We start from the raw sequence: 24,616 nt of genomic DNA, 5'->3' as shown, positions 1-24,616 counted from the left end.
GGGCCGCGCCCGCGCCGGACGGCGCGCGCCCCCGCACGGTCAAGAAAGGCCGGCGTCAGGGAGGACACAAATGCCTGAACAAAGGACCGAAACAGCGCTTCTCACGGGGGCGGCGGGAGGCTTCGGCCGGGCCATCGCCCGCGCCGTGATCGCCTCGGAGCGCAAGGTGGTGCTGGTGGATCGCAACAGGGAGGCGCTCACGGCCTTCGCGGCCGAGCTGGGCGCCAATGCGGTGCCGGTGGTGCTCGACATCTCCGACTATCCGGCGGTGGACCGCCTGCTCGACCAGGTGCCCGAAGCGTTCGGCACGGTCGATATCCTCATCAACAATGCCGGCCACGACATTGGCGGGCGCTTGCCCTTCGTGGAGGGCTCGGCCGATGACTGGACGGGGATCATCCAGACCAATCTCATCGGCACCATGCGGGTGACGCGGGCGGTGCTGCCGCCCATGGTGAAGCGCGATCGCGGCCATGTGGTAAATGTCTCGTCCATCAATGCGGTGCGCCTGGTGCCGGACATGACCGCCTATTCCACCTCCAAGGCGGGCGTGCGCATGTTCACGGAGACCCTGCGGGGCGAATTGACCGAGAGCGCGGTGCGCGTCACCGAGATCCTGCCCGGCCTTGCCCGCACCGGCATCATCCGCACCCGCTACCGGGGGGACGAGGAGAAGGAGAAGGCCTATTTCGATCAGTTCAAGATGGCTCTCGACCCGGAAGACGTGGCCCGCACCATCCTGTTCGCCCTCGACCAGCCGCCCCACGTCCAGATCGCGGAAATCGTGGTGCTGCCGGTGAACCGCTACTGACCGGCTCGGCCCTTACGCCTTGCGGGCGTCCAGGAAACGGCGGACGGCCGCAAGGGTGGTTTCGGAGACATAGTGCTCCATGCCTTCCGCATCGGTCTCGGCGGCCTCCTCGGGCACGCCGATGGCCACCAGAAGGTCCACCACGAGGCGATGACGGGCGCGCACCCGCTCGGCCATGGCCGCGCCCGCCTCGGTCAGGAACACCCCGCGATAGGGACGCGACGTGACCAGCCCCTCCCGCTTCAGGCGTGCCAGGGCCTTGGTTGCGGTGGGGTGGGTGACGCCCATGCGGCGGGCGATGTCGGTGACGCGCGCCTCCCCATGTTCGGCGATGAGGTCGCCGATCATTTCCGTATAGTCCTCCAGGATCTCGGCGGAGCGGGCCGTGCGGGCCCGGTCGAAGCGGCAGCTCTCCTCCGATGGCGTCTCGTCCGACTGCGCGTCCACGGGTTGCTTTTCCTCCCATTGCTTTTTCAAGAGCTTGTCCTCCGGCCGCGCCTGTTCCGGTCGCCATTTTCGCACCCCGGTCTTGCCCGGTTCGTGTGTGACCGGCGTCGTCTGTCTCGCGCCACGCGTTTCCTCGCTGGCCCCAGGGCGGGGCCCGGGCCAAAATGAAATTCCGACCACACTATGAAGCCATGGCTACGGATTGCAACCGCGCGCCTGAGGTCGCGGAAGGCTCTTGCAATAAATGTAGCCTAAGCTACATTCTTTGGCGTCAGCAACAAGATGCCTTCGTGCCATGAGCGACAGCCTGTCTCCCGCCCCCGTCGGTTCGGTTACCGATCGCACGCGCCTTGCCATCGAGGAGGTGCTGTCCGGCCGTCGCCGTGGGCCGCTCTCGGCCCTGTTGTTCGTCGGCCCGGCGGTAATCGCGTCCATCGCCTATATGGACCCCGGCAACTTCGCCACCAACATCCAGGCGGGCGCCGGCTATGGCTATACCCTGCTCTGGGTGGTGGTGATGGCCAATCTGGTGGCCATGCTGTTCCAGTCTCTTTCGGCCAAGCTCGGCATCGTCACCGGACGCAATCTGGCGGAGCTGTGCCGCACCTCCTTCTCCAAGCCCGTGGTTCTGGCCATGTGGGCGGTGAGCGAGGTGGCGGCCATGGCCACGGATCTGGCCGAGTTCCTCGGCGGCGCGGTGGGCCTGTCGCTACTCTTCGGCTTGCCGCTCTTGGTGGGCATGGGCATCACGGCGGTGGTCACCTATGGCATCCTCCTCATCGAGGGGCGCGGCTTCCGCCCCCTGGAGCTTGTGATCGGCGCGCTGGTGGCGCTGATCGGGCTTTGCTATCTCGTTGAAATGCTGATCGCGCCGGTGGATTGGGGCCAGGTGGCGCTCGGCGCCGTCACGCCGCAAATCCCCGATGCGGCCGCGCTCACCATTGCCGTGGGCATCATCGGCGCCACCGTCATGCCCCATGCGCTCTATCTGCATTCCGGCCTGACGCAGGACCGGACCCGGGCGCGCGACATCGGCCAGAAGCGCCTGCTGGTGCGCTTCTCCAATCGCGAGGTGATGGTGGCGCTCTCCGTGGCGGGCCTCGTCAACATGGCCATGGTCATCATGGCCGCCAGTGCCTTCCATCTCGGCCATAGCGATGTGGCGGAGATCGAGACCGCCTATCACACCCTGACGCCGCTGCTGGGCGCTGCCTCCGCCGGGGTATTCCTGGTCTCGCTGATCGCATCCGGCATCTCCAGTTCCGTGGTGGGCACCATGGCCGGGCAGATGATTATGCAGGGCTTCATCGGCATCCGCATTCCCCTGCTGGTGCGCCGCCTCGTCACCATGGTGCCCGCCTTCGTGGTGGTGGCCATGGGCGTGAACGCGACCCACGCGCTTGTGCTGAGCCAGGTGGTGCTTTCCATCGCCTTGCCGGTGCCCATGATCGCCCTTGTGCTCTTCACCGCCCGGCGGGACCTCATGGGCGAGTTCGCCAATTCGCGCCTGATCAACGTGCTCGCCATCGGCGGCAGCATCGTCGTGCTGAGTCTCAACGGCGTTCTGCTGGCCCAGGCCTTCGGCGTGCCCATTCCGGGGCTCGGATAAAAAAAAAAGGCCGGTGCACGAGGGCACCGGCCAGCGGGAGGAACATGTGCAGGGAAGGGCGCACGGCGTCCTCCCCTCGGAACGTTCAGTTGGACGGATAGGGCCGGTGAAGCTGCACCTCGGGATTGAGGGAGACACCGAAGCCCGGCTTGTCCAGCGCGGACGCCTTCAGGCGGCCATTCACCGGTACCGGCTCGTCCAAGAGCAGCGGGTGGAAGGCGGGGCGCACCTCATCGGCATTGGGGGCGCTCATGATGATTTCCGTGAACGGGCTGTTATGGCGCGTGATCACGAAATGGTAGCTGTAGGGGCCCGAGCCGTGGGGCACCATGAGCTTGCCATGGGCGTCCGCGAGGGCCGAGATCTTGATCAGTTCGGTGATGCCACCGCACCAGTTCACGTCGGGCTGGATGATGTCGCAGCAATTCATCTCCAGCAGCATGCGGAAGCCCCAGCGGGTGGCCTCGTGCTCGCCGGTGGTCACCAGCATGCCGGTGGGCGCCTGGCGCTTCAGCTCCGCATAGCCCCAATAATCGTCCGGGGAGAGGCACTCTTCGATCCACTTGAGGCCGAATTCCTGCGCCTTGTGGGCGAGGCGGATCGAATAGTTGAGGTCGAGCGCCATCCAGCAATCATACATCAGCCAGAAGTCGTCGCCGACCTTGCTGCGCATGTCCGCCAGCAGCTCGATATTCTTCTTCAGGCCCTCGTCGCCCTCGGCGGGGCCATGGAGCAAGGGCAGCTTGCCGCCGATGAAGCCCATCTTCTTGGCAAGGTCCGGCCGGGCGCCGGTGGCATAGAAGGACAGTTCGTCCCGCACCGGGCCGCCCAGCAAGGCATGAACCGGTTCGCCGCGGATCTTGCCCAGAAGATCCCACAGAGCGATGTCGACACCGGAAATGGTGTTCACCACCACGCCCTTGCGGCCATAGAACTGGGTGCCGAAATACATCTGGTCCCAGATCTTCTCGATCTCGGTCACCTGCCGGCCGATCAGGAAGCGGGAGAGGTGCTTCTCCACGATGAAGGCACCGATCTCGCCGGCTGTGGTGACCCCGATGCCCACGGTGCCGTCGGAGGCTTCCACCTCGACCACCAGGGTGCCGAGGACATTGATGCCGAAGGAACGGCGGCTCTGCCGATATTCCTCATAGCGCGCCATGGGGGTGGCGATGTGATCGTCGATCCAGTGATAGCCCTGGGTGTCGTGATAGTCGGCGCCGCCGCCGCGCACGGTGAACGCGCGGACCGCCTTGATGGTCGGCATGGCCATGGTCTTGTCTCCTCATCGCCCCGCGCGCGGCGCGGGGCGTCCGGTGGTCGAAACAGGGGTCAGGCGCGCTTGGCGTTGGCGGGAATGGGACCTGCCTTGGCCCGGCCGAGCGCCAGGATCAGGAGGGCGCCCAGCAAGGTGGTGCCCGCCAGCAGGTAAAGGCCGGCGGACGTGGAGGCGAAGGTGGCCTCGGCCCAGGTCTTCACATTGGGCGCCACGAAGCCGCCCAGCGCGCCCAGTGAATTGATGAGGGCGATGCCGCCCGCAGCCGCCACGCCGCCGAGATAGTCGGTGGGGAAGGTCCAGAAGATGGGCTGCACGGAGATGAAGCCCGCCGCCGCGAAGCACAGGGCGATCAGCGCCAAAGCCGGCGAGGTGGTGGCCACCGAGGCGGCGATGCCGAGGCCGGAGACGGCGAGGATGACCGCCGCATAGCCGCGACGGTTGCCGGAGGCATCCGACATGCGCGGCAGCACATAGGCCGCAACCAGGGCGCAGACCCACGGAATGGCCGAGACGAAGCCCACCTGGAGGCCCACCTTCGTGCCGAGCAGGTTCGCCACCTGCGTCGGCAGGTAGAAGACCACGCCATAAACGCTCATCTGGATGAGGAAATAGATGAGCGCGAAGTGCAGCACCTTCATGTTGCGCATGGCGGCGAACAGGTGCGCGGGGCCGTGGGCGGTCTTGTGGCTGTCCTCGGCGGCAATGGCCCGGCCAAGCTCCGCCTTTTCCGCCTGGCTCAGCCATTTGGCGTCGGCCGGCTTGTTGTCCAGGTAGAAATAGGCCCACACGCCGACGATGACCGCCAGCAGGCCTTCCACCATGAACATCCACTGCCAGCCATGCAGGCCGCCGAGGCCGTGCCAGTCCAGCAGCAGGCCGGAGAGGGGCGAGCCGAAGATGAAGGCCAGCGGGGCGCCGAAATAGAACAGGCCCATGGCCCGGCCGCGGGCGAAAGAGGGGAACCAATAGGTCAGATAGAGGATCACGCCCGGGAAGAAGCCGGCCTCGGCAGCGCCGAGCAGGACGCGCAGCACATAGAAGGTGAACTCATTGTGCGCGAACATCATGGCGGCCGAGATCAGGCCCCAGGTAATCATGATGCGCGCCATCCAGATCTTGGCGCCCACCCGGTGCATGATGATGTTCGAGGGCACCTCGAACAGTGCGTAGCTCAGGAAGAAGATGGAGGCGCCGAGCGCGAAGGCGGCGTCCGAAATGCCGGTATCGGCCTGGAATGCCTTCTTGGCGAAGCCCACATTGGCCCGGTCCAGGAAGGCCAGCACATACATGAGCAACAGGAACGGCAGCAGCCGCTTGGTAACCTTGGAAATCGTCGCCTGAAGCGACGGGGACGGGGCAGGCATCAGCCTCTCCATAGATGAACGTTGCCTCCGACCGTCTCGGGGTCATTCCCGGACGATTCTGTTCTTGGCGCGCCGGGTCATGCCCGGGCGCGCGGGAGACGGCGGCCTTACGCCGCCAGGATCTGTCAGGAATTGGGGATCAGTAGACCGCCCGGCCGCCGGAAATGTCGAAGACGGCGCCGGTGGAGAAGGCGCATTCGGCCGATGACAGCCAGGCGATGAGGGCGGCCGCCTCGTCCACTTCCAGGAAGCGGCCCATGGGGATCTTCGACAGCATGAAGTCGATATGCTCCTGCTTCATCTGGTTGAAGATCTCGGTGCGGGCGGCGGCCGGCGTGATGCAGTTCACCAGGATGTTCGCCTGCGCCAGTTCCTTGCCCAGCGATTTGGTGAGGCCGATGAGGCCCGCCTTGGACGCGGAATAATGGGAGGCGTTGGGATTGCCTTCCTTGCCAGCGATGGACGCGACATTGACGATGCGCCCCCAGCCATTGGCGATCAGGTGCGGCACCACCACCTTGCAGGTGATGAAGGGGCCGACGAGATTGACGTCGATCACCCGCCGCCACACCTCGGTGTCCAGCTCCCAGAGCTTGGCATTGCCGCCGGTGATGCCGGCATTGTTGACGAGGATGTCGATCTTGCCGTGGGTGGCGAGAACGCCCTGCGTGGCCGCGACCACGGAGGCTTCGTCGGTCAATTCCACGGTCTGGGTGCTCACCGTGCCGAGCTTGGCAAGCTCGGCGGCCGCATCCGCGAGGCGGGCGGCGTCGATGTCCCACAGGCTCACCTGGGCGCCCGAGGCGAGCATGCGCTGGGCGGTCGCATAGCCGATGCCGCGGGCGCCGCCGGTGATGATGGCGACGCGGTCCTGAAGGTCGATCTTGGTCATGATTTCCTGCTCCTTCAGGCCTGGACGGTGGTCTGGCGCTGCTCGCCCAGCCCCTGGATGCCGAGCCGCATGACTTGGCCTGCCTTCAGATAGACAGGGGGCTTCTGGCCGAGGCCGACGCCGGGCGGCGTGCCGGTGGAGATGATGTCGCCGGGCTGGAGGCTCATGAACTGGCTGATATAGCTCACCACATGGGCGACGCCGAAGATCATGGTGCGGGTGGAGCCGTCCTGGTAGCGGTGGCCGTCCACCTCCAGCCACATGTGCAGGTCCTGCGGGTCCTTCACCTCGTCGGCGGTGACCAGCCAGGGGCCGATGGGGCCGAACGTGTCGCAGCCCTTGCCCTTGTCCCACTGGCCGCCGCGCTCGATCTGGAAGGCGCGCTCGGAGACATCGTTGACGATGCAATAGCCGGCCACATGGGCGAGCGCGTCGGCTTCGCTGACATATTTGGCGGTCTTGCCGATGACGATGCCCAGCTCCACTTCCCAGTCGGTCTTCTGCGAGCCGCGGGGAATCTCCACATCGTCATTGGGTCCGACGATGGAGCTGGTGGCCTTCATGAAGAGCACCGGCTCTTCGGGCACCGGCAGGCCGCTCTCGGCCGCATGGTCGGAATAATTGAGGCCCACGCACACGAACTTGCCCACCTGGCCCACGCAAGCGCCGAGGCGGGGATTGCCGTCCACCAGCGGCAAGGTGGCAGTGTCCACCGCCTTCAGGCGCTCGAGGCTGTCGGGGAGCAGCGCGGGGCCGGCAATGTCGGGCACGAGGGCGGAGAGGTCGCGCAGGCGGCCTTCGGCGTCAATCAGACCAGGGCGCTCCTGCCCCGACGCGCCATAGCGAACGAGCTTCATTCTAGTCCTCCCATGCGGTTGGCCGTTGCTTCGGTCACGGCCGGACCGGTTCGAGCCATTTCGCGCGGGACGCTAGCCGACTGATCGATAACGCGATAATGAGAAGTTCTGTTCAGTCCATTCCATTTGGTTATCGCCATGCGCGACCTCGGCCCGCCCGCCCTTCTCTCGCGCCTGCGCTTCAAGCAGCTTCGTCTCGTGGATGTGCTGGGGCGCACGGGCAACCTGCGCCGCACGGCTGTTGAGCTGAACATGACCCAGCCCGCCGCCACCAAGATCCTGCAGGACCTGGAGGAGATGCTGGGCGTGCGCCTGTTCGAGCGCACGCCGCGCGCCATGGTGGCCACCGAGATCGGCGCCCATGTGGTGGACTATGCGAGGCGGGCGCTCACCGACGGGGAGCGCTTCGCCACTGGCCTCGCCAATCTCAAGCGCGGTGGCTATGGCGCGCTGGCGCTCGGCGCCATCATGGCCACCGCTTCGGACCTCTTGCCGCGCACCATCGCCGAGCTGAAGCGCCAGAGGCCGCTGATGACCATCCAGGTGCTGGCCACCACATCCGACCAACTGATCGCCGCCCTTGATCGCGGGGAGCTGGACCTCGTCATCGGCCGCATCCCCTCGGTTCAGGACCGGGCGAAGTTCGATTTCGAACCATTGTCGAAGGAGGAACTCTGGGCTTTCGCCGCCACCTCCCATCCGCTGGCGGGACGGGAGCACCTGGACCTTGCCGATATGGGCGACATGCCCTGGGTGCTCCAGCCGGCGCCGAGCCCCATGCGTCTGCTCATCGATACCGCCTTCGCGGCGGCGGGCCTGCGCACGCTGGACAATCTGGTGGAGACCTCCTCCATCTTCGCCACCCTCAATCTGGTGCGGCATGCGGGCATGATTTCCATGCTGCCGAGCACCATTGTGGCCCAGGAAGTGGCAAGCGGCGGCTTCGTGCGCCTGCCGCTGGAGGTGGAGGGCCGCCTGGACCCCTATGGCATTGTCACCCCCAAGGGCGTCGCCATGACCCCCAATGCGGCGGAATTTCTCAGCATCCTGAAATCGTTGGTGGCGCGGGACGCGGCGTCCGCCCCGACCCGCGCGCCGGCCCTGCGCAAAGCCCGCGCCACGAAGGCGACGCGCGCGGCACCGGCCTGACCCGGCACCGCGCGGTTCATCCGCGCCTCAAAGGCCGGCGCCTGGTCGCTCAAGCCGCCGTGGCGATCTGGGCGAGCGGCGTTTCCACGTCCCGCACCAGGCTCTCGCGGGAGATGCCGGCCAGCGTTTTGGCGCCAGTGAGGGTCATGGCCACCCGCATCTCCTTGGCGATGAGGTCGAGCACATTCTCCACGCCCTTGCCGCCGGCGGTGGCCAGGGCATAGACGAAGGCCCGGCCCAGCAGCACGCCATCCGCCCCCTGTGCCACCATGCGCACCACATCAAGGCCGTTGCGGACGCCGGAATCCGCCAGCAGCGTGAGCTTGCCCTTCACCTTGTCGGCAATAGCGGGCAGCGCCCGGGCCGAGGAGAGCACGCCGTCCAATTGCCGTCCGCCATGGTTGGACACCACGATGCCGTCGGCGCCGAAACGCACCGCATCTTCCGCATCCTCCGGGTCCAGGATGCCCTTGATCACCATGGGCCCCTTCCAGAATTCGCGGATCCATTCCAGGTCGCTCCAGCCGATGGAAGGGTCGAAGTTCGCCCCCAGCCAGCCCACATAGTCCTCCAGCGTGGTCTTGTGCCCGCGATAGGCCGAGACATTGCCAAGGTCATGCGGCCGGCCCATCAGTCCCACATCGAACGCCCAGGACGGATGCGTCATGGCCTGGAGGATCCGGCGGATCGCCGCATTGGGGCCAGACATGCCCGAATGAGCGTCCCGATAGCGCGCGCCGGGCACCGGCATGTCCACGGTGAAGACCAGGGTGCGGATGCCCGCCGCCCACGCCCGCTCCAGCGCATTCTTCATGAAGCCCCGGTCCTTCAGCACATAAAGCTGGAACCACATGGGCCGCGCCAATTGGCTCTGCACCTCCTCGATGGGGCACACCGAGACGGTGGACAGGGTGAATTGCACGCCGCGGCTGAAGGCGGCTTTCGCCGCCTGCACTTCGCCCCGCCGCGCGAACATGCCGGTCAGCCCAACGGGGGCCAGCGCCAGGGGCATGGACAGATGCTCGCCGAACAGGGTGGCCGAGAGGTCGACCTCGCCGACACTCTTCAGCACCCGCTGGCGCAAGGCCAGCAACGAGAGGTCCGAGACGTTGCGCCCCAGCGTATATTCAGAATAGGCGCCACCGTCGATGTAGTGGAACAGGAAGGGCGGCAAGCGGCGGCGGGCGGCTTCGCGATAATCCGCGGACGAGGAGATAATCACGGCGTGGCGTCTTTCTGTGGGCGGGTCTGGGACAAGGCGCGGGAGGAGCGGTGCCGCCGGGCCGCATCCTCCTCGATCTGGCGAAGGGTCTGTTCGACGAAGTCCAGGTGCTGGACGGCCGCGCGGCGCGCGTCCTCCGCCCGGCGCGCGGTGATGGCGGCGGCAATGGCGCGATGCTGGTCGTCCAAGGCGTGCGCCGTGCTGGGCAAAAGGTACAGCCGTTCAAGACTCTGGGAGATGCTTTGCCGCAGGAGGTCGAACAGGCCCGCCATGACCTGCCGCAGGACCGCATTATGGGAGGCCTCGGCGATCGCCATGTGGAATGCGGCGTCCGCACGGGCCTGGGTGGCCGCGTCGGCGCCGGATGATGCGGCGAGCCGGTTCAGCGCCTCCTCCAAGCGGACGAGATCGTCCGGCTCCGCCCGCAGCGCCGCGTGATAGGCCATGTCCGCGTCCAGCGACTTTCTGATCTCCATCACGTCGCGCCAATAGCCGGGCTCTGTGTCCGCGCTGGAGGCAAGGGGCATGAGGGCCCGGGCCAGGGCCTCGGCGGTGTCAGCCACGAAGCTGCCGCCGCCCGGCCGCGTCACAAGGCGCCCGCGGCTCGCCAGATGCCGGATGGCCTCCCGAAGGCTGGACCGGGAGACCTGAAGCTCGGCGGCCAGGACCCGTTCGGCCGGCAGGCGCGCGCCGGGCTCCAAGTGCCGCTCCGCGATGAGGGCTTCGATGGCGTCGGCAACATCCGCCATGGTAGGGGTGGCCCTTGTGTACGTCTGGTCCGACCAATTTGATCGGGGATTCCAATTCTTGCCTCATACAGCCATTGTCGAAATGAAGAAAGAGAAAATTGGTCGGACCAATTCCGCTCTGTCCCGCGCAGGCGCTCCGCCGGGGAATCTGCCCGGCCCCGTGCGGCCGAGCGGGACCATCTGGCTCTTTCTTTCACCAATTTTGCCTGTGAAAAGTCAAAATCGAAGCTAAGCTGACGGGACCCTTCCGTTCCCGGCTCATTGGCACGCGCCCTTGCCGGGTCCCTTCAGGACAGATCATGACCGACGCTTCCTTCGGCCTGCCATGCCCCCCGCTGTCCCCCTTGCCCCCCAGCCCCGATCGGGATTGGACGCGCAAGGCCCTTGCGCTGTTGCGCGGGGACGGGCGGCGTTCGGCGGACACCCATCTGGTGAAGCCCGTGTTCAAGGGCCTGACGGGCATTTCGGTCTATCTGAAGGACGAATCCACCCACCCCACCGGCAGCCTCAAGCATCGGCTCGCCCGCTCCCTGTTCCTCTATGGCATCTGCAACGGCTTGATCCGCAAGGGTACCACCCTGGTGGAAGCCTCGTCCGGCTCCACGGCGGTCTCCGAAGCCTATTTCGCCCACCTGCTCGACCTGCCCTTCATTGCCGTCATGCCGCGCACCACCAGCCGGCAGAAGATTTCGGCCATCGAGCATTTCGGCGGCCGCTGCCATTTCGTCGACCATTCTTCGGAGGTCTATGTGGTGGCCGAGCGCCTCGCCGCCGCGCATGGCGGGCATTATCTCGACCAGTTCACCAATGCGGAGCGCGCCACCGACTGGCGGGGCAACAACAATATTGCCGAATCCATCTTCGAGCAGATGAAGGGCGAACCTCATCCCGAGCCGGAATGGGTGGTCATGAGCGCCGGGACCGGCGGCACCTCGGCAACACTCGGGCGCTACATGCGCTATCACTCCATGCCCACCCGCCTGTGCGTCGTCGACGTGGAGCATTCGGCCTTTTATGCCAGCTACATGTCCGGTGACCGGGAGGTGACGTGCCCCACGCCCTCCCGCATCGAAGGGGTCGGCCGGCCGCGGGTGGAGCCCTCCTTCCTGCCGGGCGTGATCGACCACATGATCAAGATCCCCGACGCCGCGTCCATTGCCGCCATGCATGTGCTCTCCGAGCGGCTGTTCCGGCGGGTGGGCGGATCGACGGGTACGAATTTCTACGGCCTGTGCTGGATCGCGGCGTCCATGATGGCGGAGGGGCGGCAGGGATCGCTGGTCTCGCTGATCTGCGACAGCGGTGACCGCTATGCCGCCACCTATTATGACCCCGAATGGCTCGTCCGCGCCGGCATCGACATTGCCCCGCACCGGGCGCGGCTGGAGGCCTTTCTCGACACCGGCGACCCTGCCCTCATGAATGTGGCCTGAGGCCTATGGTGTGATCTCCGGCTCCACCAGCCGGGCGAGATTGCGCAGCGACTCCTGCCAGCCGAGCGTGCAGGCTTCCACCGGGATGAGATCGGGAATGCCGGCCTGCTCGATCTCCACCTGCGTACCGACGGAGACCGCCGTGAGCTTCACCGTCACTTCCATCTCGCCCGGCAGGTTGGGGTCGTCGAAGCGGTCCGTGTACTGGATCAGGGCCCCGGGCAGGAGGGTCCGGTAGGTGCCGCCAAACGCATGGGCTTGCCCGGTGGTAAAATTGCGGAAGGACATGCGGAAGCTGCCGCCCTCGCGGGCGTCCAGGTGATCGACGGAGCAGGTGAAGCCGTTCGGCGGCAGCCATTTGGCGAGGGCATCGGCCTTGATGAAGGCGCGATAGACCTTTTCCGGGCGCGCGGTCAGCACGCGGTGGAAGCGGACGGTGCCGGGCATGTTCGATCCTCCTTGGCCAAGTGGGACACCCCGCGGTGCCACGCATTGCGCGGGATTTGTCCCAGGACGATGCCGGGGCGGCGGCTCCGACATCCGGCGGAAATATTTGTGGGACGCGCCTGCCGCTGGCGCCGGCGGCGAAAAATCCCATTGCCTTTCCGGCCGCGCCGCGCTGATGATCTCCCGGACGGGGACAGGATGCAGGGATCAAGGGGGCGCGATTCCAAGCACGGGGCCGGCGGCCAAGGTTGCCAGCGCCGTGTGCCACGTGCGAGAGCCTGAGCTGCTTGGGTGTGCCACCCGAACGGCGCGATGGTCTCGCAGACATGGATGGAGGCGGCTTGCCGATCTGGTTGCTCTGCAATCCCTTCGGCGCTCTCTCCTCGGACGCCGGTCAGGCGGCCCTTGTCAGGCCTCTGGCGGCTCCCCCGCGCCCTTCTCGCCTTCGCATCTCTGCTCGACCGATCCCTAGCCCCTCGCGCCGCGTGACGCCGAGGTCAGTCATGGAGATGATGGCATGATCCGCCTCGCCCGCCTGCTGCCGGCCCTGGCTGTTGCTGGCTTTACCGGAGCCCTCGGTGTTTCCCAAGCGCAGGCTCAGCCCTACCAGACCGCTCCCGGCGGCTTCTACCGCCAGGCCAATATGGCGGCGGTGATGTATCAATATGCCCCCGACCGCTACTGCCAGGTGCAGAACGAGGCGCAGATGGCCGCCTATGGCGGTTTCGGCCGCGTGCGGGTGGTGCCCTATCTCCAGATGTGGGGCCGGCCCACCGGCGCGTGCGGCTGGCCGAACGGCTTCTATCGCCGCGCCAACGAAACCGCCGTCTGGCAATTGGGCGGCGGCGCCGGAGGCCAAGTGGGCAACATGATCTGCCACGTGCGCGACGAGCGCCAGATGATGCGCTTCGGCGGCTTCGGGCAGGTGTGGGTGGTGCCGCCGGGCTCCGATCTCGTGCGCGGCCGGCGCATGATCGGCGGTTGCCCGGGCTGACGTTCGCCCCGCCTCAAGAGGCTTGAAGCTCCGGGGGCAGTTCGTCTGCCCTTGCATCATTGTGCGGACGGGAAGATGTCGGTTGGCCGGTGCCTCCCCCATCCCGCGCGGGGGATTGCCCGCGGTGCTCCCGCGCCTCCGCCTGAAGCAGGGCCAGGAGGTCCGGGAAGCGGCGGCGCAGATCGTCCCAGCGCAGCCGGTTGGTCCGGGCATTGCCGCAATCCACCTGACGGATGAGCCCGGATTCCCGCAGCACGCGGAAATGATGGGTCCGCGTCGCCTTGGTCACCGCCAGATCGAAGGCGCTGCAATGGCGTACCGTCTCCTCCGATGCCGCGAGGGTCAGGACCACCTGCCGGCGCAGCGGATCGGCCAGGGCGGCAAAGATCGCCCCCAGCTCCATTTCCTCCAGGTGCGGATGGCCCGTCTCGTCCGGCATCGGTCTCCTGCTTTCACGTCCACGTCAGCCCGCGTGCGGCGGCGCCGTCGGAGTAAGGTACGACTTGTATCATACCTTACCCCATGCATGATGGCACCACGAAACGGGAGTCCTTTACCATGACTGAAAGTCGGACTGTCCAATTGGAAGGCTTCGGGGGGCCGGAGGTGATGACCCTGGTGACGCGCGCGGTGCCCGCGCCCGGACCCGGCGAGCTGCAGGTGCGCCACACCGCCATCGGCTTCAACTTCATCGACATCTACCAGCGCCAGGGCATCTATCCCCTGCCGCTGCCCACTGGCCTCGGCTTCGAGGCGGCGGGCGTGGTGGAGGCGGTGGGGCCGGGGGTGGATGGCCTCGCCGGGGGCGATCGCGTCGCCTATATGAATGCCGGGGTGGGCGCCTATTCCGAACGCCGCACCGTGCCCGCCGACAAGCTGGTGAAGCTGCCGGACACGGTCTCCGACGAAGCCGCCGCCACTCTGCTGTTCAAGGGCATGACCGCCCAGTATCTGGTCCGCCATACCCACAAGGTGGTGCCCGGCGACGTGCTGCTGGTGCATTCGGCGGCCGGTGGCGTCGGGCAGATCCTTGCCCGCTGGGCGACCGCCCTGGGTGCGCGGGTCTATGGCACCACCGGCTCGCCGAAGAAGCGGGAGGCGGCGCTGGCGGCCGGATGCCTGGAGGTGGTCGACCTCAATGATCCCAACTGGCCGGAGGCCTTCGTGGCGGCGGCGGGCACCAAGGCCCGCGTGGTCTATGACGCGGTGGGCAAGGATACGCTGCTGCGTTCGCTGGATTGCGCCGCGCCGTTCGGGCTGGTGGTCAGCTATGGCGCCGCCTCCGGCAAGGCGCCGGCCATCGCGCCCGACCTGCTCGGCAGCAAGGGCGGCCTGTTCCTGACCCGGCCCTCGGTCTTCCCGCACAATGCGGACCCCGCCACCTTCCGGGCCAATGCCGCCGATCTGTTCGACGCCATCGCCAAGGGCCATGTGAAGGTGGATATCGGCGCCCGCTACAGGCTCGATGACATCGCCGAGGTGCATCGGGCCGCGGAAGCGCGCGCGGTGACCGGTGCCTTCCTCATCACGCCCTGACAGCGTGCGCGGAGCCGGTATCCGGCTCCGCGCTTGGCATCAGCTGACGTTGCGATCTTCGCTGAGGTAGCGGAGGTAGGTGGCACGATCCAGCGGACGGCGGACCGCGAAGTAGAGGATCGCCAGCGAGAAGATAATCAGCAGAAGCGTGTCCAGGCCGCGCGGAAGAACACCGATGCCGCCATAGGTGCCAAGATAGGACGCAAGCCCGATCCCGCCGCAATATGGCAGCAGCCACTTGGCCTGATCCATGTCCAGATCGGACGTGCCGATGCGAATGGCGTTCAAGGTGAACAGAACGCCGCCCACCATCAGGCAGACGCCCAGCTGCCACACGCTCTCCCAGCCGCCCCAGAAGATGACGAGGGTGGCGATCACGAAGCCGGCGCTCGCCACAAAGCCGGCGAAGGGCACTCGGAAGGGGCGGGGCCGATCGGGATCAAGCCGGCGCATGGACAGAAGCACAACCGGCCCCACCGCGAAGGACAGGGTGATGGCCGAGCCGCACAATTGCAGGATCTCCTCGAACGAGAAGAAGAAGAACATGAGGATGGCCACCACCAGATTGAGCAGCAAGGCCATGTCCGGCACGCCGCGTTCGGAGATGGTGGCCACCTTTTTCGGGAAGAAGCCGTTTTCGCCGAGCGCGAAGGCGAGGCGGGCGGTGGAGCCCACCGACACCAGGGCGGCGCCCATGGGACCCACCAGGGCGCCGAAGTTGAGAACCCGCGCCAGCCATCCAATGCCGGCCGCCGAGGCCACCGCGCCGATGGGGCCATAGGCGCCCGAAATGTCCAGGTGCGCCCACCCGTTGGTCAGGTAGGAGGGCTGGAGTGCGCCGATGAAGGCGATCTGCAGGCCGCTATAGATCAGGAAGCAGATGAGAACCGACAACAGCAACGCCACCGGGACGGTGACGCCGGGATTGCGGGTTTCACCGGCCAGATCAATGACGTGGCGGAAACCGATATAAGAGACGATGACGCCGCCCGCCGACACTGCGCTCAGGATGCCTTGGGGCCCCATGGGGGCGAAGCCGCCCGCGGCGGTGAAGTTGGCGGGCTGGAAGCTCGTGCCGATGAGCACCACGATCACCAGGACGGGAATGACGAGCTTCACCCAGGTGATGGCCGAATTGATGCGGGTGAAGAATTTCACGCCGTAGAAATTGATGACGGTGAAGGCGACGATCAGAAGGCTCGCCAGGCTCAGTCCGATCCAGGACAGGTTTGCCGTGCCCGGGTTGTGCAAGGCGGGAAAGTGGGGGCCGAGATAACGCAGCGCGGCTTCCACCTCCACGGGGGCGGTGGCACTGTAGCCGACCCAGGCGCTCCAGCCCATCACCATGGCCACGGTCTTGCCATGGCTGAACTGGGGCAGGCGCCCGAGGCCGCCGGCCACCGGCAGCATGCCCGACACCTCCGCAAAGGAAAGGGCCAGCAGGAGCATGCAGATTGCCCCTATGACCCAGGAGATGACCGCCGCGGGTCCCGCAATTTGGGCCGACTGGAGAGGGGCGAAGAGCCACCCAGAGCCGACGACGCCACTCACCCCGATGAAGGTCAGGCCGATAAGCCCGATCTCTCGCCGCATCCCTTGCATGCTTCACGCCCGCATCTTCGAGCGGCGACGGTCCGTGACGGATCGCCCGCGCGCTGCCCAAGCCCCGCTGGAGCGCACTCCGACAGAACGGTGTCTGCCCCAGGGTCGTGCCCAGCCCTTGAGGGCTCGACCAATGTCACCGGCCGCCAAAAGACGGCCGTTTGCGGAAAGCTAATACGGGACCGCGCCTTCGTCCCTGGCGTTTTTTGTTTTTTTGCGGTGCGGTGTAGCCGGCCAGCGTGGCTCAGGCGGAAAAGGGGAAATCCTTCAGCTGGCGCGCGGCAGCGCCTGCGAGCAGGCCCACATCTGTCCCGATGGCGATGAAGGTGGCCCCCGCCGCATGGTAGCGCTGCGCCAAGGCCGGGTCCGAGGTGAGCACGCCCGCGGGCTTGCCATTGGCGCGGATGCGGGCGATGGCACCCTCCACCGCCGCCACCACCTCCGGCGCGCCGGGACGGCCGAGGAAGCCGAGGTCGGCGGCAAGGTCGGCCGGCCCCACGAACACGCCATCCACCCCGTCCACGGCGCAGATGTCGTCGATGGCGGCCACCCCCGCCCGGCTCTCCACCTGGAGCAGCAGGCAGATTTCGGCATCGGCGGTGACGAGATAGTCGGTGAGCCGGTTGAAGTCGGACGCCCGCGCCAGCGCCGCGCCGATGCCGCGCACGCCGTGCGGGGGATAGCGCACCGCCTTCACCAGCGTCTGCGCCTGCGCGCCGCTTTCCACCATGGGGATGAGGAGGGTCTGGGCGCCGATGTCCAGCAATTGCTTGATCATCCAGGTCTCGCCCACCGGCGGGCGGACGATGGCGGCGGAGGGGCCGCCTTCGAGCACCTGGAGCTGGGCGACGAGGCTCTGAATGTGGTTGGGCGCATGCTCGCCATCCACCAGCAGCCAGTCATAGCCGGCGCCGGCGCAGATTTCGGCCGTATAGGCATTGGCGAGGGCGAGCCACAGGCCGGTGAGGGTCCGGCCCTCCGCAAGGGCGGCCTTGAAGCGGTTGATGGGGGCGGGCATGGGAGGTCTCCGAACGCGCGGCGCTCAGGCAAAATGGCAGGACAGGGTGCCGGCTGTGCCGAAATCGGCGGTGATGGTGTCGCCGTGCCGGGCCTCGATGGGACGGATGAAGGAGCCGGCCAGCACCACCTGCCCGGCCTCGATCCGCTGGCCATATTGGGCGAGGCGATTGGCGAGCCAGGCAATGCCGCGGGCGGGATGGTTGAGGACGCCCGCGCCAAGCCCGGTCTCCTCCACCTCCGCATTGCGCGAGACGATGGCGCCCATCCAGCGCATGTCCGTGGTGTCGGGGGCAAGCGCCTTTCCGCCCAACAGAATGCCCGCATTGGCCGCATTGTCCGACACCGTGTCGACGATGGTGCGGGCCTTCTTGGTTTGCGGGTCCACCCGCAGGATGCGGGTGTCGAGGATTTCCAGCGCCGGGGTCACGAACTCCGTCGCCCGCAGCACATCGAACACGCCGATGCCCGGCCCCTCCAGCGGCGCCTTCATGACAAAGGCCACTTCCGCCTCGATGCGCGGCTGGATGAAGCGGTCGGGGGCGATGACGGCGCCGTCATCGAAGGCCATGTCGTCCAGCAGCACGCCGGAATCCGGCACGTTGATGTTGAGCGCCGCCTGCATTGCCTTGGAGGTGAGGCCGATCTTCCAGCCGATGATGCGCCGCCCGGCGGCCAGCTTGCGCTTCACCCAGGCGTCCTGGATGGCATAGGCCTCGTCCAGCGTGATGCCGGGATGCTTCAGGGAGATGAGCCCCGTCTGCACCCGCGTGCGCTCGGCGGCATCCAGCAGGTCCGCCTCGGCGGCGATCTCATCAGCGCTCAGCATGGACGTCCTCCCGCGAGACTTTGTTCACCAGCGTGCCGATGCCCTCCGCTTCCACCTCGATCACGTCGCCCGGCTTCAGCCAGACGGGCGGGTCGAGCCGGGCGCCGGCGCCCGTGGGGGTGCCGGTGAGGATGATGTCGCCGGGCACCAGGGTGGTGAAGGTGGAGATGTAGGAGATGATCCGCCGGAACGGGAACATCATGCGCCCCGTCCGGTCCTGCTGGCGCACCTCGCCATTGACGCGGGTGGTCAGCGCGATGTCGGCGATCTGCGCCTCGTCCTCGAACGGGATAAGCACGGGACCGATGCTGCCCGTGGCGTCGAAATTCTTGCCCTGGGTCACGTTGAACTTGGCGTGCCGCACCCAGTCGCGAATGGTGCCCTCATTGGCAAGCGTGATCCCCGCCACATGGTCGAGGGCATCCGCCTCGCTGATGCGCCGCCCGCCTTTGCCGATGACGAGCACCACCTCGCCCTCATAGTCCAATTGCTCGGATTCGGGGGGCAGGATGAGGGGCTCGTTATGCCCCACGAAGGAGCGCGGGAAGCGCACGAACAAGGAGGGATAGGTGGGCAGGGCTTGCCCATCCTTATATTCGGCATTGCGGTCGGGATAGTTCACGCCCACGCACAGGATCTTTTCCGGCGCCGGCACGGGGATCTCATAGCGCACGGACGCCGGATCGAGATCCGCCTTCAGCCCCGCCGCCTCCGCCGCGAGGGACAGGAGGGCGCCGTCCGCGATCACTTCGCGCAAGCTGGGCCAGCGGGTGCCGAAACGGCCGGAGAGGTCGATGATGCCCTCAGGGGTGAGCAGGCCGTAGCCGGCGCGCCCCTGGTGGGTAAAGCTGACGAAATGCGGCCGCATGGCCCATCCTTCCGATAACCGGCGCCGCCACGCGGCGTCGCAAGACGAGGTCAGGGGGCGATGATGGGCTGGGCCTTCAGGATCGCCTCGGTGGTGGGCGTGCCGGCAAACAGGCTGCCATGCTCGAACCAGGAGCGCGGCGCGGGCGCGCCCCAGAGCGTCTGGCGCTGCGGATCCTTGAGATCCCACTTGATGGGCTCAAGATCGGGATCAACCGTCAGGTAGTCCGAGCAATAGATCTCGATGCGGTGGCCGTCGGGATCGAGAATATAGAGGAAGAAGGCGTTGGAAATGCCGTGCCGGCCCGGGCCGCGCTCGATATTGGCGAGATAGCCGGTGGTCGACATGAGGTCCAAGAGGTCGATGATGTTCAGCGGGGTCGGCACCCAGAAGGCGGTATGGTGCAAACGCGGGCCGCGGCCATTGGTGAAGGCGATGTCGTGCACGCCCCCCTTGCGGTGCATCCAGGCCGCCCACAGCCGCTTGCTCTCCTCGTCTTCTGTATATTCGGTGACGCGGAAACCCATCTCATTATAGAAGGCGACCGAGGCATCCACGTCCTGCGTGAAGCAGTTGAAATGGTCGATGCGCAGCGGCTTTACGCCGCGATAGAGCGCGTATTTCTGGTGGATGGGCTCCAGGCGCTTCATCTCGTAATAGAATTCGAGCGGCGTGCCGAAGATGTCGCGGGTGGCGAGCGTGCGGCCCTGATAGGGGCGCTCCACGAAGTCCGCCGGCAGGCCCTTATTGGCGAACCAGGTCCGCGCCGTGTCCAGGTCCTCTTCCGCATAGACCTTCATGCTAAGGGCCGAGACTTCCGCCACGGGGGCCTTGCGCAGCACCAGGCAATGGTGGCCGCGTTCTTCCATGGCCCGCAGATAGATGGTCTCTTCATCCTCGTCGGTGACCTGGAGGCCCAGCGTATCCACATAGAAGGCGCGGCTGCGGGCCAGGTCCGTGACGGCGAATTCAACATGGCTGAGGCGCACGATGTTGAAGGCCGGATAAAGGTTCGGCTTGGGAATGGGCACTTTGATCCTCCCCCGTATGCCCGCCCGCCTCCCGCGGCACGGACGGATGGCGCGGGCGCCTTGGCGCCCGCTGGCGTTTTCGTTCGTTGAGGCCCGCTTTTTTGGCGCGGGCTATTTGGCGAGTTTGGGCACCTTGTGGCCGGCGGTGGCGAAGGCGACGTTGCGGGTTTCCATGTAGAAATCGAACGACCAGTCGCCGCCGTCACGGCCGATGCCGGAATTCTTCACCCCGCCGAACGGGGTGGGCAGATGGCGGACATTCTCCGAATTCACCCAGGTCATGCCCGCTTCCAGGCCGTCCGTGAGGCGCAGCGCCCGGTTGAGATCATTGGTCCACACATAGGCGGTCAGGCCATAGGGCACGTCATTGGCAAGCGCGAGCGCCTCGGTCTCGTCGGCGAACGGAATGGCCGTGAGAACGGGGCCGAAAATCTCTTCCTGGGCGATGCGCATGCCATTGTGGGCGCCGGTAAACAGGGTGGGGGCCACATAGCAGCCGCCGCCCGGCCCCTCCACCTTCTCGCCGCCCGCCGCCACCGTCGCGCCCTCGGAGCGGCCGATCTCGAAATAGGACAGCACCTTCTTCTCGTGCACCGGGTGGATCAGCGGGCCGACCACCGTGTCCGGGTCGAGCGGATGGCCCACCTTGATGGACTTGGCGCGCTCGGCCACCGCCGCGGTGAAGCGGTCATAGATGGAATGCTCCACCAGCAGGCGGGAGGAAGAGGTGCAGCGCTCGCCGTTCAGCGAATAGATCATGAAGGCGGCGGCGTCCGCCGCCTGATCCAGGTCCGCATCGGCGAAGACGATGACCGGGTTCTTGCCGCCCAGCTCGAAATGCACGCGCTTCAGCGTGTCGGCGCCCTGGCGCATGATGTGGGAGCCGGTGCGGCTCTCGCCTACGAAGCCGATGGCCTTGATGTCGCGATGCTCGGTGAGCGCCTTGCCGGCATCCTCGCCGAGCCCGTTGACGAGGTTCCACACGCCCTTGGGCAGGCCCGCGCTCTCGGCGATCTCCACCAGGAGGCGGGCGGTGAGCGGCGAGAATTCCGCCGGCTTGTGCACCACCGTGCAGCCGGCGGCGAGCGCCGGCGCGATCTTCCAGGTGGAGAGCATGAAGGGCGTGTTCCAGGGCGTGATGATGCCCACCGGGCCGATGGGCACCCGGTTGGTGAGGTTCATCTGCCCGTCCGCGCGCATGACCCGGCCGTCCCGCGCCTCAGGCGCCCGATCGGCGAAGAAGCGGAAGTTCTCGGCCCCACGCAGCGCCGCCTTCGCCATGAATTTCAAGGACTGGCCGGTGTCCATGCACTCGATGAGGGCGATTTCCTCGGCGCGCGCCACAATGGCATCGGCGATCTTGTGGAGCAGCGCCTTGCGCTTCTCGCCCGAAAGCGCAGCCCAGGCGGGAAAGGCGGCCTTCGCGGCCTTGGCGGCGCGGTCAATGTCCGCCGCCTTGCCATGGGCGACCTTGGCCAGCGGCTGAAGGTCGATGGGGGAAATGGAGGCGAACGTCTCCCCGTCGGCCGCCGGCACGGCCTGGCCATTGATGTGGTTCAGCACGCCATCGCGCCGGAAGCGGGCAAGATAAGCCTCGGCCTTGGCGACATTCTCTTCAAAGGTGGGCATCAGGCTCTCCCTTCCGGCCGCGCGCGCTCGCGCGCCGGCCGGTGGTGACGGCGCGCGAGCGCCGTCGGCATTAGGATTGGGCGGCCGCCCGCAGGCGGGGATGGATGGCGTTGCGCTTCCAGCTGAGCGCGGAATGGATCTCCCGCACCTCCAGCGACAGCGCGAAATGGGGCTCCGCCAGAAGCGGGGCGAGGTGCCGGCTGGCAGCCGCGAAGATCAACTCGCCCGCCCGCTGTCGCTCTTCTTCCGAGCGCCCCTCGCCGATGCGGAAGGACATGTCCAGGAAGGCGTTCTGGGGCAAGAGGTCGGCAATGGCATAGTGGCGCGCCGAGAAGGCACGCACGCGCACGGCTCCCTCCTCGAACAGGCCGCTCGACAGGATGGCGGCGTGCAGGTCCCTGCACAGGGTGCCCATGTCCGTCCGACCTTCAAGGTTGGCGGAATATTCCAAGGTCAAGTGCGGCATGCATCCTCCCGGCCGCGGTTTCTTATAATTAACACGTTAAGTATTTTGCGACGGGTGTCAACTGCGGCATGTGGGACGGGGGCGTTCGGGGCACCTTCTGTCCTGGCATTTGCGTGTGGCGAGGCTGTCCGCTGGCGCTGCAGACGACGTGTTGCGCCCGGCCCGACCCCGTGGATGACCGGGACAAGCCCGGTCATGCCGAGGGGAGAGGGATCGCCCGGAGTCACCAGGGCGTTCAGCCCCCGAAGCTGCCCACGGGCGAGGGCAGGTTGACGAAGGTGCGGTCGAAATAGAGCAGCGCCTCGCCATCGGCCCGCTGGCGCAGGCCCTCCACCCGGCCGATCAGCACATGGTGGGTGCCCACCTTGTGCTGGGCGGTGAGCGTGCAGTCGAAGGCGACGATGGCCCCCTCCAGCATGGCATTGCCCGAGGGTTGCTCATGCCAGCCCGCCGCCGCATAGCGGGCCGCCATGTCCGGCTCGCGGCCGGCAAAATGGTGGGCGAGCTCCTGATGCTCCCGCCCCAGCACGTTCACGCAGAAGCGGCCATTCTCCAGGAAGGTGCCGCACTGGGCCGATCCGGCATTCATGCACACCAGGAGGCTCGGCGGATCGTCCGTCACCGAGCACATGGCGGTGGCGGTGAAGCCGCCCTGCCCCGCCGGCCCGTTGGTGGTGACGATGGTCACCGGCGCGCACACCCGCGCCATGGCATTGCGGAAATCGCTTCGGGAGACGGGAGGCACGGGGGCTTCCGTGGCCGTGTCCATGGCCTCAGGCCTCGTAGGGCGGGAACCAGGTGTCCCCGGTCCAGCCCGCCTCGTCATAATCGTCCATGCAGGTGTCCACGAGCGCTTCCATCTGCTTCAGCAGCCCGCCACGCTCGGCACCCTTGAGCACCTGGAGGCGCACTTCCTCCGGCGCGCCGGCATAATTGAGCTCATAGAGCGCATGGCGGCCGCCGAACTCGGTGCCGGTGGCATCCCACAGGAGTTTCAGGATCTTGATCCGCTCCTTATGCCCCATGCCGTTGGAGCCGCGCACATATTGGCTGAGATACTTGTCGATCTCGGGATTGGCGAAGTCCTTGGCGGAGGAGGGCAGGTAGATGAGGCCCGAGGCCACGGTCCGCCGCACCAGGTCGATCACCTTCGGATAGGCCTCCGACATGAAGGTGCGATAGGAGAGCGCCGCTTCCATGTTGGGCAGCACCGCGCCATTCGCCCATTGCACCGGATTGCGCGCCATGGCGTGGGAGAAGGACCAGAACATGTGGCGCAGCGCGATCACCTCGCCGAGCGCCGCCTGGTTGCCGCGGAAGGCATCGCCCCCGGTGCAGCGCAGGGCCTTCGCCAAGAGCCCCGCCAGGAAGTCGAGCTTCACCGCAAAGCGCGTGCAGCCCTGGAAGCAATAGCCGTGCATGAAGCCGGAGGCGGGGTGGAAGGACAGGATCTTCTGCGCATCCCGCAGCACCAGAACGTCTTCCCAGGGCACGAAGACATTGTCGAGGATGAGGATGGCGTCATTCTCGTCGAAGCGGGAGGAGAGCGGATAATCGAAGGGCTGGGCGGTGCGGTTGGCGGTCTCCTCATAGGAGACGCGGCAGATCATCTTCAGGCCCGGCGCGTTCATGGGCACGATGAACATCACCGACATGGACGGGTCCTCGGTGATGGTCACCGAGCTCTGCGCCAGGAAATTATAGTGGGTCAGCGCCGAAGAGGTGGCCACCACCTTGGCGCCGGACACATAGATGCCGGCGTCCGTCTCCTTGGTGATGTGCACGAACACGTCCTTCACCGCCTCCGCCGGCTTGTGCCGGTCGATGGGCGGGTTGACGATGGCGTGGTTCATGAACAGCACGCTTTCCTGCGCGCGCTTGTGCCAGGCCAGCGCATTGTCGCGGAAGGGGCCGTACCAGTCCGCATTGGCGCCCAGCGTGTTCATGAGCGCCGCCTTGTAGTCGGCGGTGCGGCCCATCCAGCCATAGGACAGGCGCGCCCATTCGGCGATAGCGCCCTGCTGGGCGACGAGATCCTCGCTGGAGCGGGCGATGCGGAAATATTTGTGGGTGTAGCCGCCCGAGCCTGTGTCGGTGGGGGAGGTGAGCAGGTCGTGCCGCTTGGGATCGTGGAGCGCATCATAGAGCCGCGCCAGCGAGCGGGCGGAATTGCGCATGGAGGGGTGGGCGGTGACGTCTGAAATCCGCTCGCCATTGATATAGACCTCCCGGCCATCCCGCAGCGAGGCGAGATATTCGGCGCCGGTGAAGGGGCGCTTGGCGTCGGCGCGCAGGGTCTCGGCGCGCGGCAGCTCGCCGGTGGCGGGGCTGACGGGCGCGGCGGTGGCGGCGCTGGGGCTCATTGTTTTCCTCCCGTGATCTTGG

Annotated in this window: 24 protein-coding genes; 6 read left to right on the top strand and 18 right to left on the bottom strand. The window is 66.7% G+C overall.

Translation table 11 applies throughout. The features are described from left to right. Positions 1 to 70 precede the first annotated feature (70 nt). Entirely contained in the window at positions 71 to 811 is a 741-nt protein-coding gene (locus ACT54L_RS20780; protein ID WP_476087548.1) for an SDR family oxidoreductase, read from the top strand. Between the two features lie 12 nt (positions 812 to 823). Here ACT54L_RS20780 and mntR read toward each other — a convergent pair whose 3' ends face one another. Further along, on the bottom strand, positions 824 to 1,288 hold the full coding sequence (mntR, locus tag ACT54L_RS20775; RefSeq protein ID WP_476087547.1) for a manganese-binding transcriptional regulator MntR: 465 nt from the start codon (positions 1,286 to 1,288) through the stop codon (positions 824 to 826). 265 nt (positions 1,289 to 1,553) lie between these two features. Between mntR and ACT54L_RS20770 the strand changes: the two genes are divergently transcribed. Next, positions 1,554 to 2,867: an Nramp family divalent metal transporter gene (locus ACT54L_RS20770; RefSeq protein ID WP_476087546.1), complete on the top strand. Its 1,314-nt coding sequence runs from the start codon at positions 1,554 to 1,556 to the stop codon at positions 2,865 to 2,867. Between the two features lie 85 nt (positions 2,868 to 2,952). On the opposite strand, the gene rhmD is transcribed toward ACT54L_RS20770, so the two are convergent. From rhmD to ACT54L_RS20750, 4 genes are all read right to left on the bottom strand, one after another. Next, a complete protein-coding gene (gene rhmD / locus ACT54L_RS20765) occupies positions 2,953 to 4,140 on the bottom strand; it encodes an L-rhamnonate dehydratase (RefSeq protein ID WP_476087545.1) in 1,188 nt (395 codons plus the stop codon). A 59-nt stretch (positions 4,141 to 4,199) separates the two neighbouring features. Further along, entirely contained in the window at positions 4,200 to 5,510 is a 1,311-nt protein-coding gene (locus tag ACT54L_RS20760) for an MFS transporter (RefSeq protein ID WP_476087544.1), read from the bottom strand. Between the two features lie 139 nt (positions 5,511 to 5,649). Beyond that, positions 5,650 to 6,402: an SDR family NAD(P)-dependent oxidoreductase gene (locus ACT54L_RS20755; RefSeq protein WP_476087543.1), complete on the bottom strand. Its 753-nt coding sequence runs from the start codon at positions 6,400 to 6,402 to the stop codon at positions 5,650 to 5,652. A 14-nt stretch (positions 6,403 to 6,416) separates the two neighbouring features. After that, entirely contained in the window at positions 6,417 to 7,259 is an 843-nt protein-coding gene (locus ACT54L_RS20750; protein WP_476087542.1) for an ureidoglycolate lyase, read from the bottom strand. 138 nt (positions 7,260 to 7,397) lie between these two features. On the opposite strand from ACT54L_RS20750, the gene ACT54L_RS20745 reads away from it, so the two are divergent. Next, complete coding sequence (locus tag ACT54L_RS20745; protein WP_476087541.1) at positions 7,398 to 8,408, top strand: LysR family transcriptional regulator; 1,011 nt, start codon at positions 7,398 to 7,400, stop codon at positions 8,406 to 8,408. 49 nt (positions 8,409 to 8,457) lie between these two features. Here the strand turns inward: ACT54L_RS20745 and lldD are convergent, their stop codons facing one another. Both lldD and ACT54L_RS20735 read right to left on the bottom strand, forming a co-directional pair. Then, entirely contained in the window at positions 8,458 to 9,630 is a 1,173-nt protein-coding gene (gene lldD / locus ACT54L_RS20740) for an FMN-dependent L-lactate dehydrogenase LldD (RefSeq protein ID WP_476087540.1), read from the bottom strand. Beyond that, positions 9,627 to 10,379, bottom strand: a complete 753-nt coding sequence (locus ACT54L_RS20735) for an FCD domain-containing protein (RefSeq protein WP_476087539.1) — start codon at positions 10,377 to 10,379, stop codon at positions 9,627 to 9,629. The genes lldD and ACT54L_RS20735 overlap by 4 nt, the downstream gene beginning before the upstream one ends. A gap of 299 nt (positions 10,380 to 10,678) precedes the next feature. On the opposite strand from ACT54L_RS20735, the gene ACT54L_RS20730 reads away from it, so the two are divergent. Then, positions 10,679 to 11,812 carry a PLP-dependent cysteine synthase family protein gene (locus ACT54L_RS20730; protein WP_476087538.1) on the top strand — a complete coding sequence of 378 codons (1,134 nt, stop codon included), beginning with the start codon at positions 10,679 to 10,681 and terminating at the stop codon, positions 11,810 to 11,812. Between the two features lie 3 nt (positions 11,813 to 11,815). On the opposite strand, the gene ACT54L_RS20725 is transcribed toward ACT54L_RS20730, so the two are convergent. Continuing rightward, entirely contained in the window at positions 11,816 to 12,259 is a 444-nt protein-coding gene (locus ACT54L_RS20725; protein ID WP_476087537.1) for an SRPBCC family protein, read from the bottom strand. Positions 12,260 to 12,776: 517 nt separating this feature from the next. On the opposite strand from ACT54L_RS20725, the gene ACT54L_RS20720 reads away from it, so the two are divergent. Then, positions 12,777 to 13,253: a hypothetical protein gene (locus ACT54L_RS20720; RefSeq protein ID WP_476087536.1), complete on the top strand. Its 477-nt coding sequence runs from the start codon at positions 12,777 to 12,779 to the stop codon at positions 13,251 to 13,253. A gap of 13 nt (positions 13,254 to 13,266) precedes the next feature. On the opposite strand, the gene ACT54L_RS20715 is transcribed toward ACT54L_RS20720, so the two are convergent. Then, positions 13,267 to 13,692 (bottom strand): ArsR/SmtB family transcription factor, encoded by a 426-nt coding sequence (locus tag ACT54L_RS20715; RefSeq protein ID WP_476087535.1) that lies wholly within the window; start codon positions 13,690 to 13,692, stop codon positions 13,267 to 13,269. Positions 13,693 to 13,811: 119 nt separating this feature from the next. Between ACT54L_RS20715 and ACT54L_RS20710 the strand changes: the two genes are divergently transcribed. Next, on the top strand, positions 13,812 to 14,789 hold the full coding sequence (locus tag ACT54L_RS20710; RefSeq protein WP_476087534.1) for a quinone oxidoreductase family protein: 978 nt from the start codon (positions 13,812 to 13,814) through the stop codon (positions 14,787 to 14,789). Positions 14,790 to 14,828: 39 nt separating this feature from the next. Here the strand turns inward: ACT54L_RS20710 and ACT54L_RS20705 are convergent, their stop codons facing one another. The 9 genes from ACT54L_RS20705 to ACT54L_RS20665 all read right to left on the bottom strand — a co-directional run bounded on the left by ACT54L_RS20705 (position 14,829) and on the right by ACT54L_RS20665 (position 24,594). Then, on the bottom strand, positions 14,829 to 16,382 hold the full coding sequence (locus ACT54L_RS20705; protein WP_476087533.1) for an APC family permease: 1,554 nt from the start codon (positions 16,380 to 16,382) through the stop codon (positions 14,829 to 14,831). Between the two features lie 253 nt (positions 16,383 to 16,635). Then, positions 16,636 to 17,409 (bottom strand): 4-hydroxy-2-oxoheptanedioate aldolase, encoded by a 774-nt coding sequence (gene hpaI, locus ACT54L_RS20700; RefSeq protein WP_476087531.1) that lies wholly within the window; start codon positions 17,407 to 17,409, stop codon positions 16,636 to 16,638. Between the two features lie 24 nt (positions 17,410 to 17,433). Next, positions 17,434 to 18,237: a 2-oxo-hept-4-ene-1,7-dioate hydratase gene (gene hpaH / locus ACT54L_RS20695; RefSeq protein WP_476087530.1), complete on the bottom strand. Its 804-nt coding sequence runs from the start codon at positions 18,235 to 18,237 to the stop codon at positions 17,434 to 17,436. Continuing rightward, entirely contained in the window at positions 18,224 to 19,105 is an 882-nt protein-coding gene (locus ACT54L_RS20690; RefSeq protein WP_476087528.1) for a fumarylacetoacetate hydrolase family protein, read from the bottom strand. Before ACT54L_RS20690 ends, hpaH begins: the two co-directional genes overlap by 14 nt. Before the next feature lie 50 nt (positions 19,106 to 19,155). After that, entirely contained in the window at positions 19,156 to 20,136 is a 981-nt protein-coding gene (hpaD, locus tag ACT54L_RS20685) for a 3,4-dihydroxyphenylacetate 2,3-dioxygenase (protein WP_476087527.1), read from the bottom strand. Between the two features lie 111 nt (positions 20,137 to 20,247). Beyond that, a complete protein-coding gene (gene hpaE / locus ACT54L_RS20680; RefSeq protein WP_476087526.1) occupies positions 20,248 to 21,765 on the bottom strand; it encodes a 5-carboxymethyl-2-hydroxymuconate semialdehyde dehydrogenase in 1,518 nt (505 codons plus the stop codon). 70 nt (positions 21,766 to 21,835) lie between these two features. Further along, positions 21,836 to 22,231, bottom strand: coding sequence for a 5-carboxymethyl-2-hydroxymuconate Delta-isomerase (locus tag ACT54L_RS20675; RefSeq protein WP_274775972.1), 396 nt, complete (start codon positions 22,229 to 22,231; stop codon positions 21,836 to 21,838). 235 nt (positions 22,232 to 22,466) lie between these two features. Next, complete coding sequence (locus ACT54L_RS20670; RefSeq protein ID WP_476087525.1) at positions 22,467 to 23,000, bottom strand: flavin reductase; 534 nt, start codon at positions 22,998 to 23,000, stop codon at positions 22,467 to 22,469. Between the two features lie 4 nt (positions 23,001 to 23,004). After that, positions 23,005 to 24,594, bottom strand: coding sequence for a 4-hydroxyphenylacetate 3-hydroxylase N-terminal domain-containing protein (locus ACT54L_RS20665; RefSeq protein WP_476087524.1), 1,590 nt, complete (start codon positions 24,592 to 24,594; stop codon positions 23,005 to 23,007). Positions 24,595 to 24,616 lie beyond the last annotated feature (22 nt).

The organism is Aquabacter sp. DMC10, from assembly GCF_056314145.1.
This window is presented reverse-complemented; position numbering and strand designations above follow the sequence as displayed.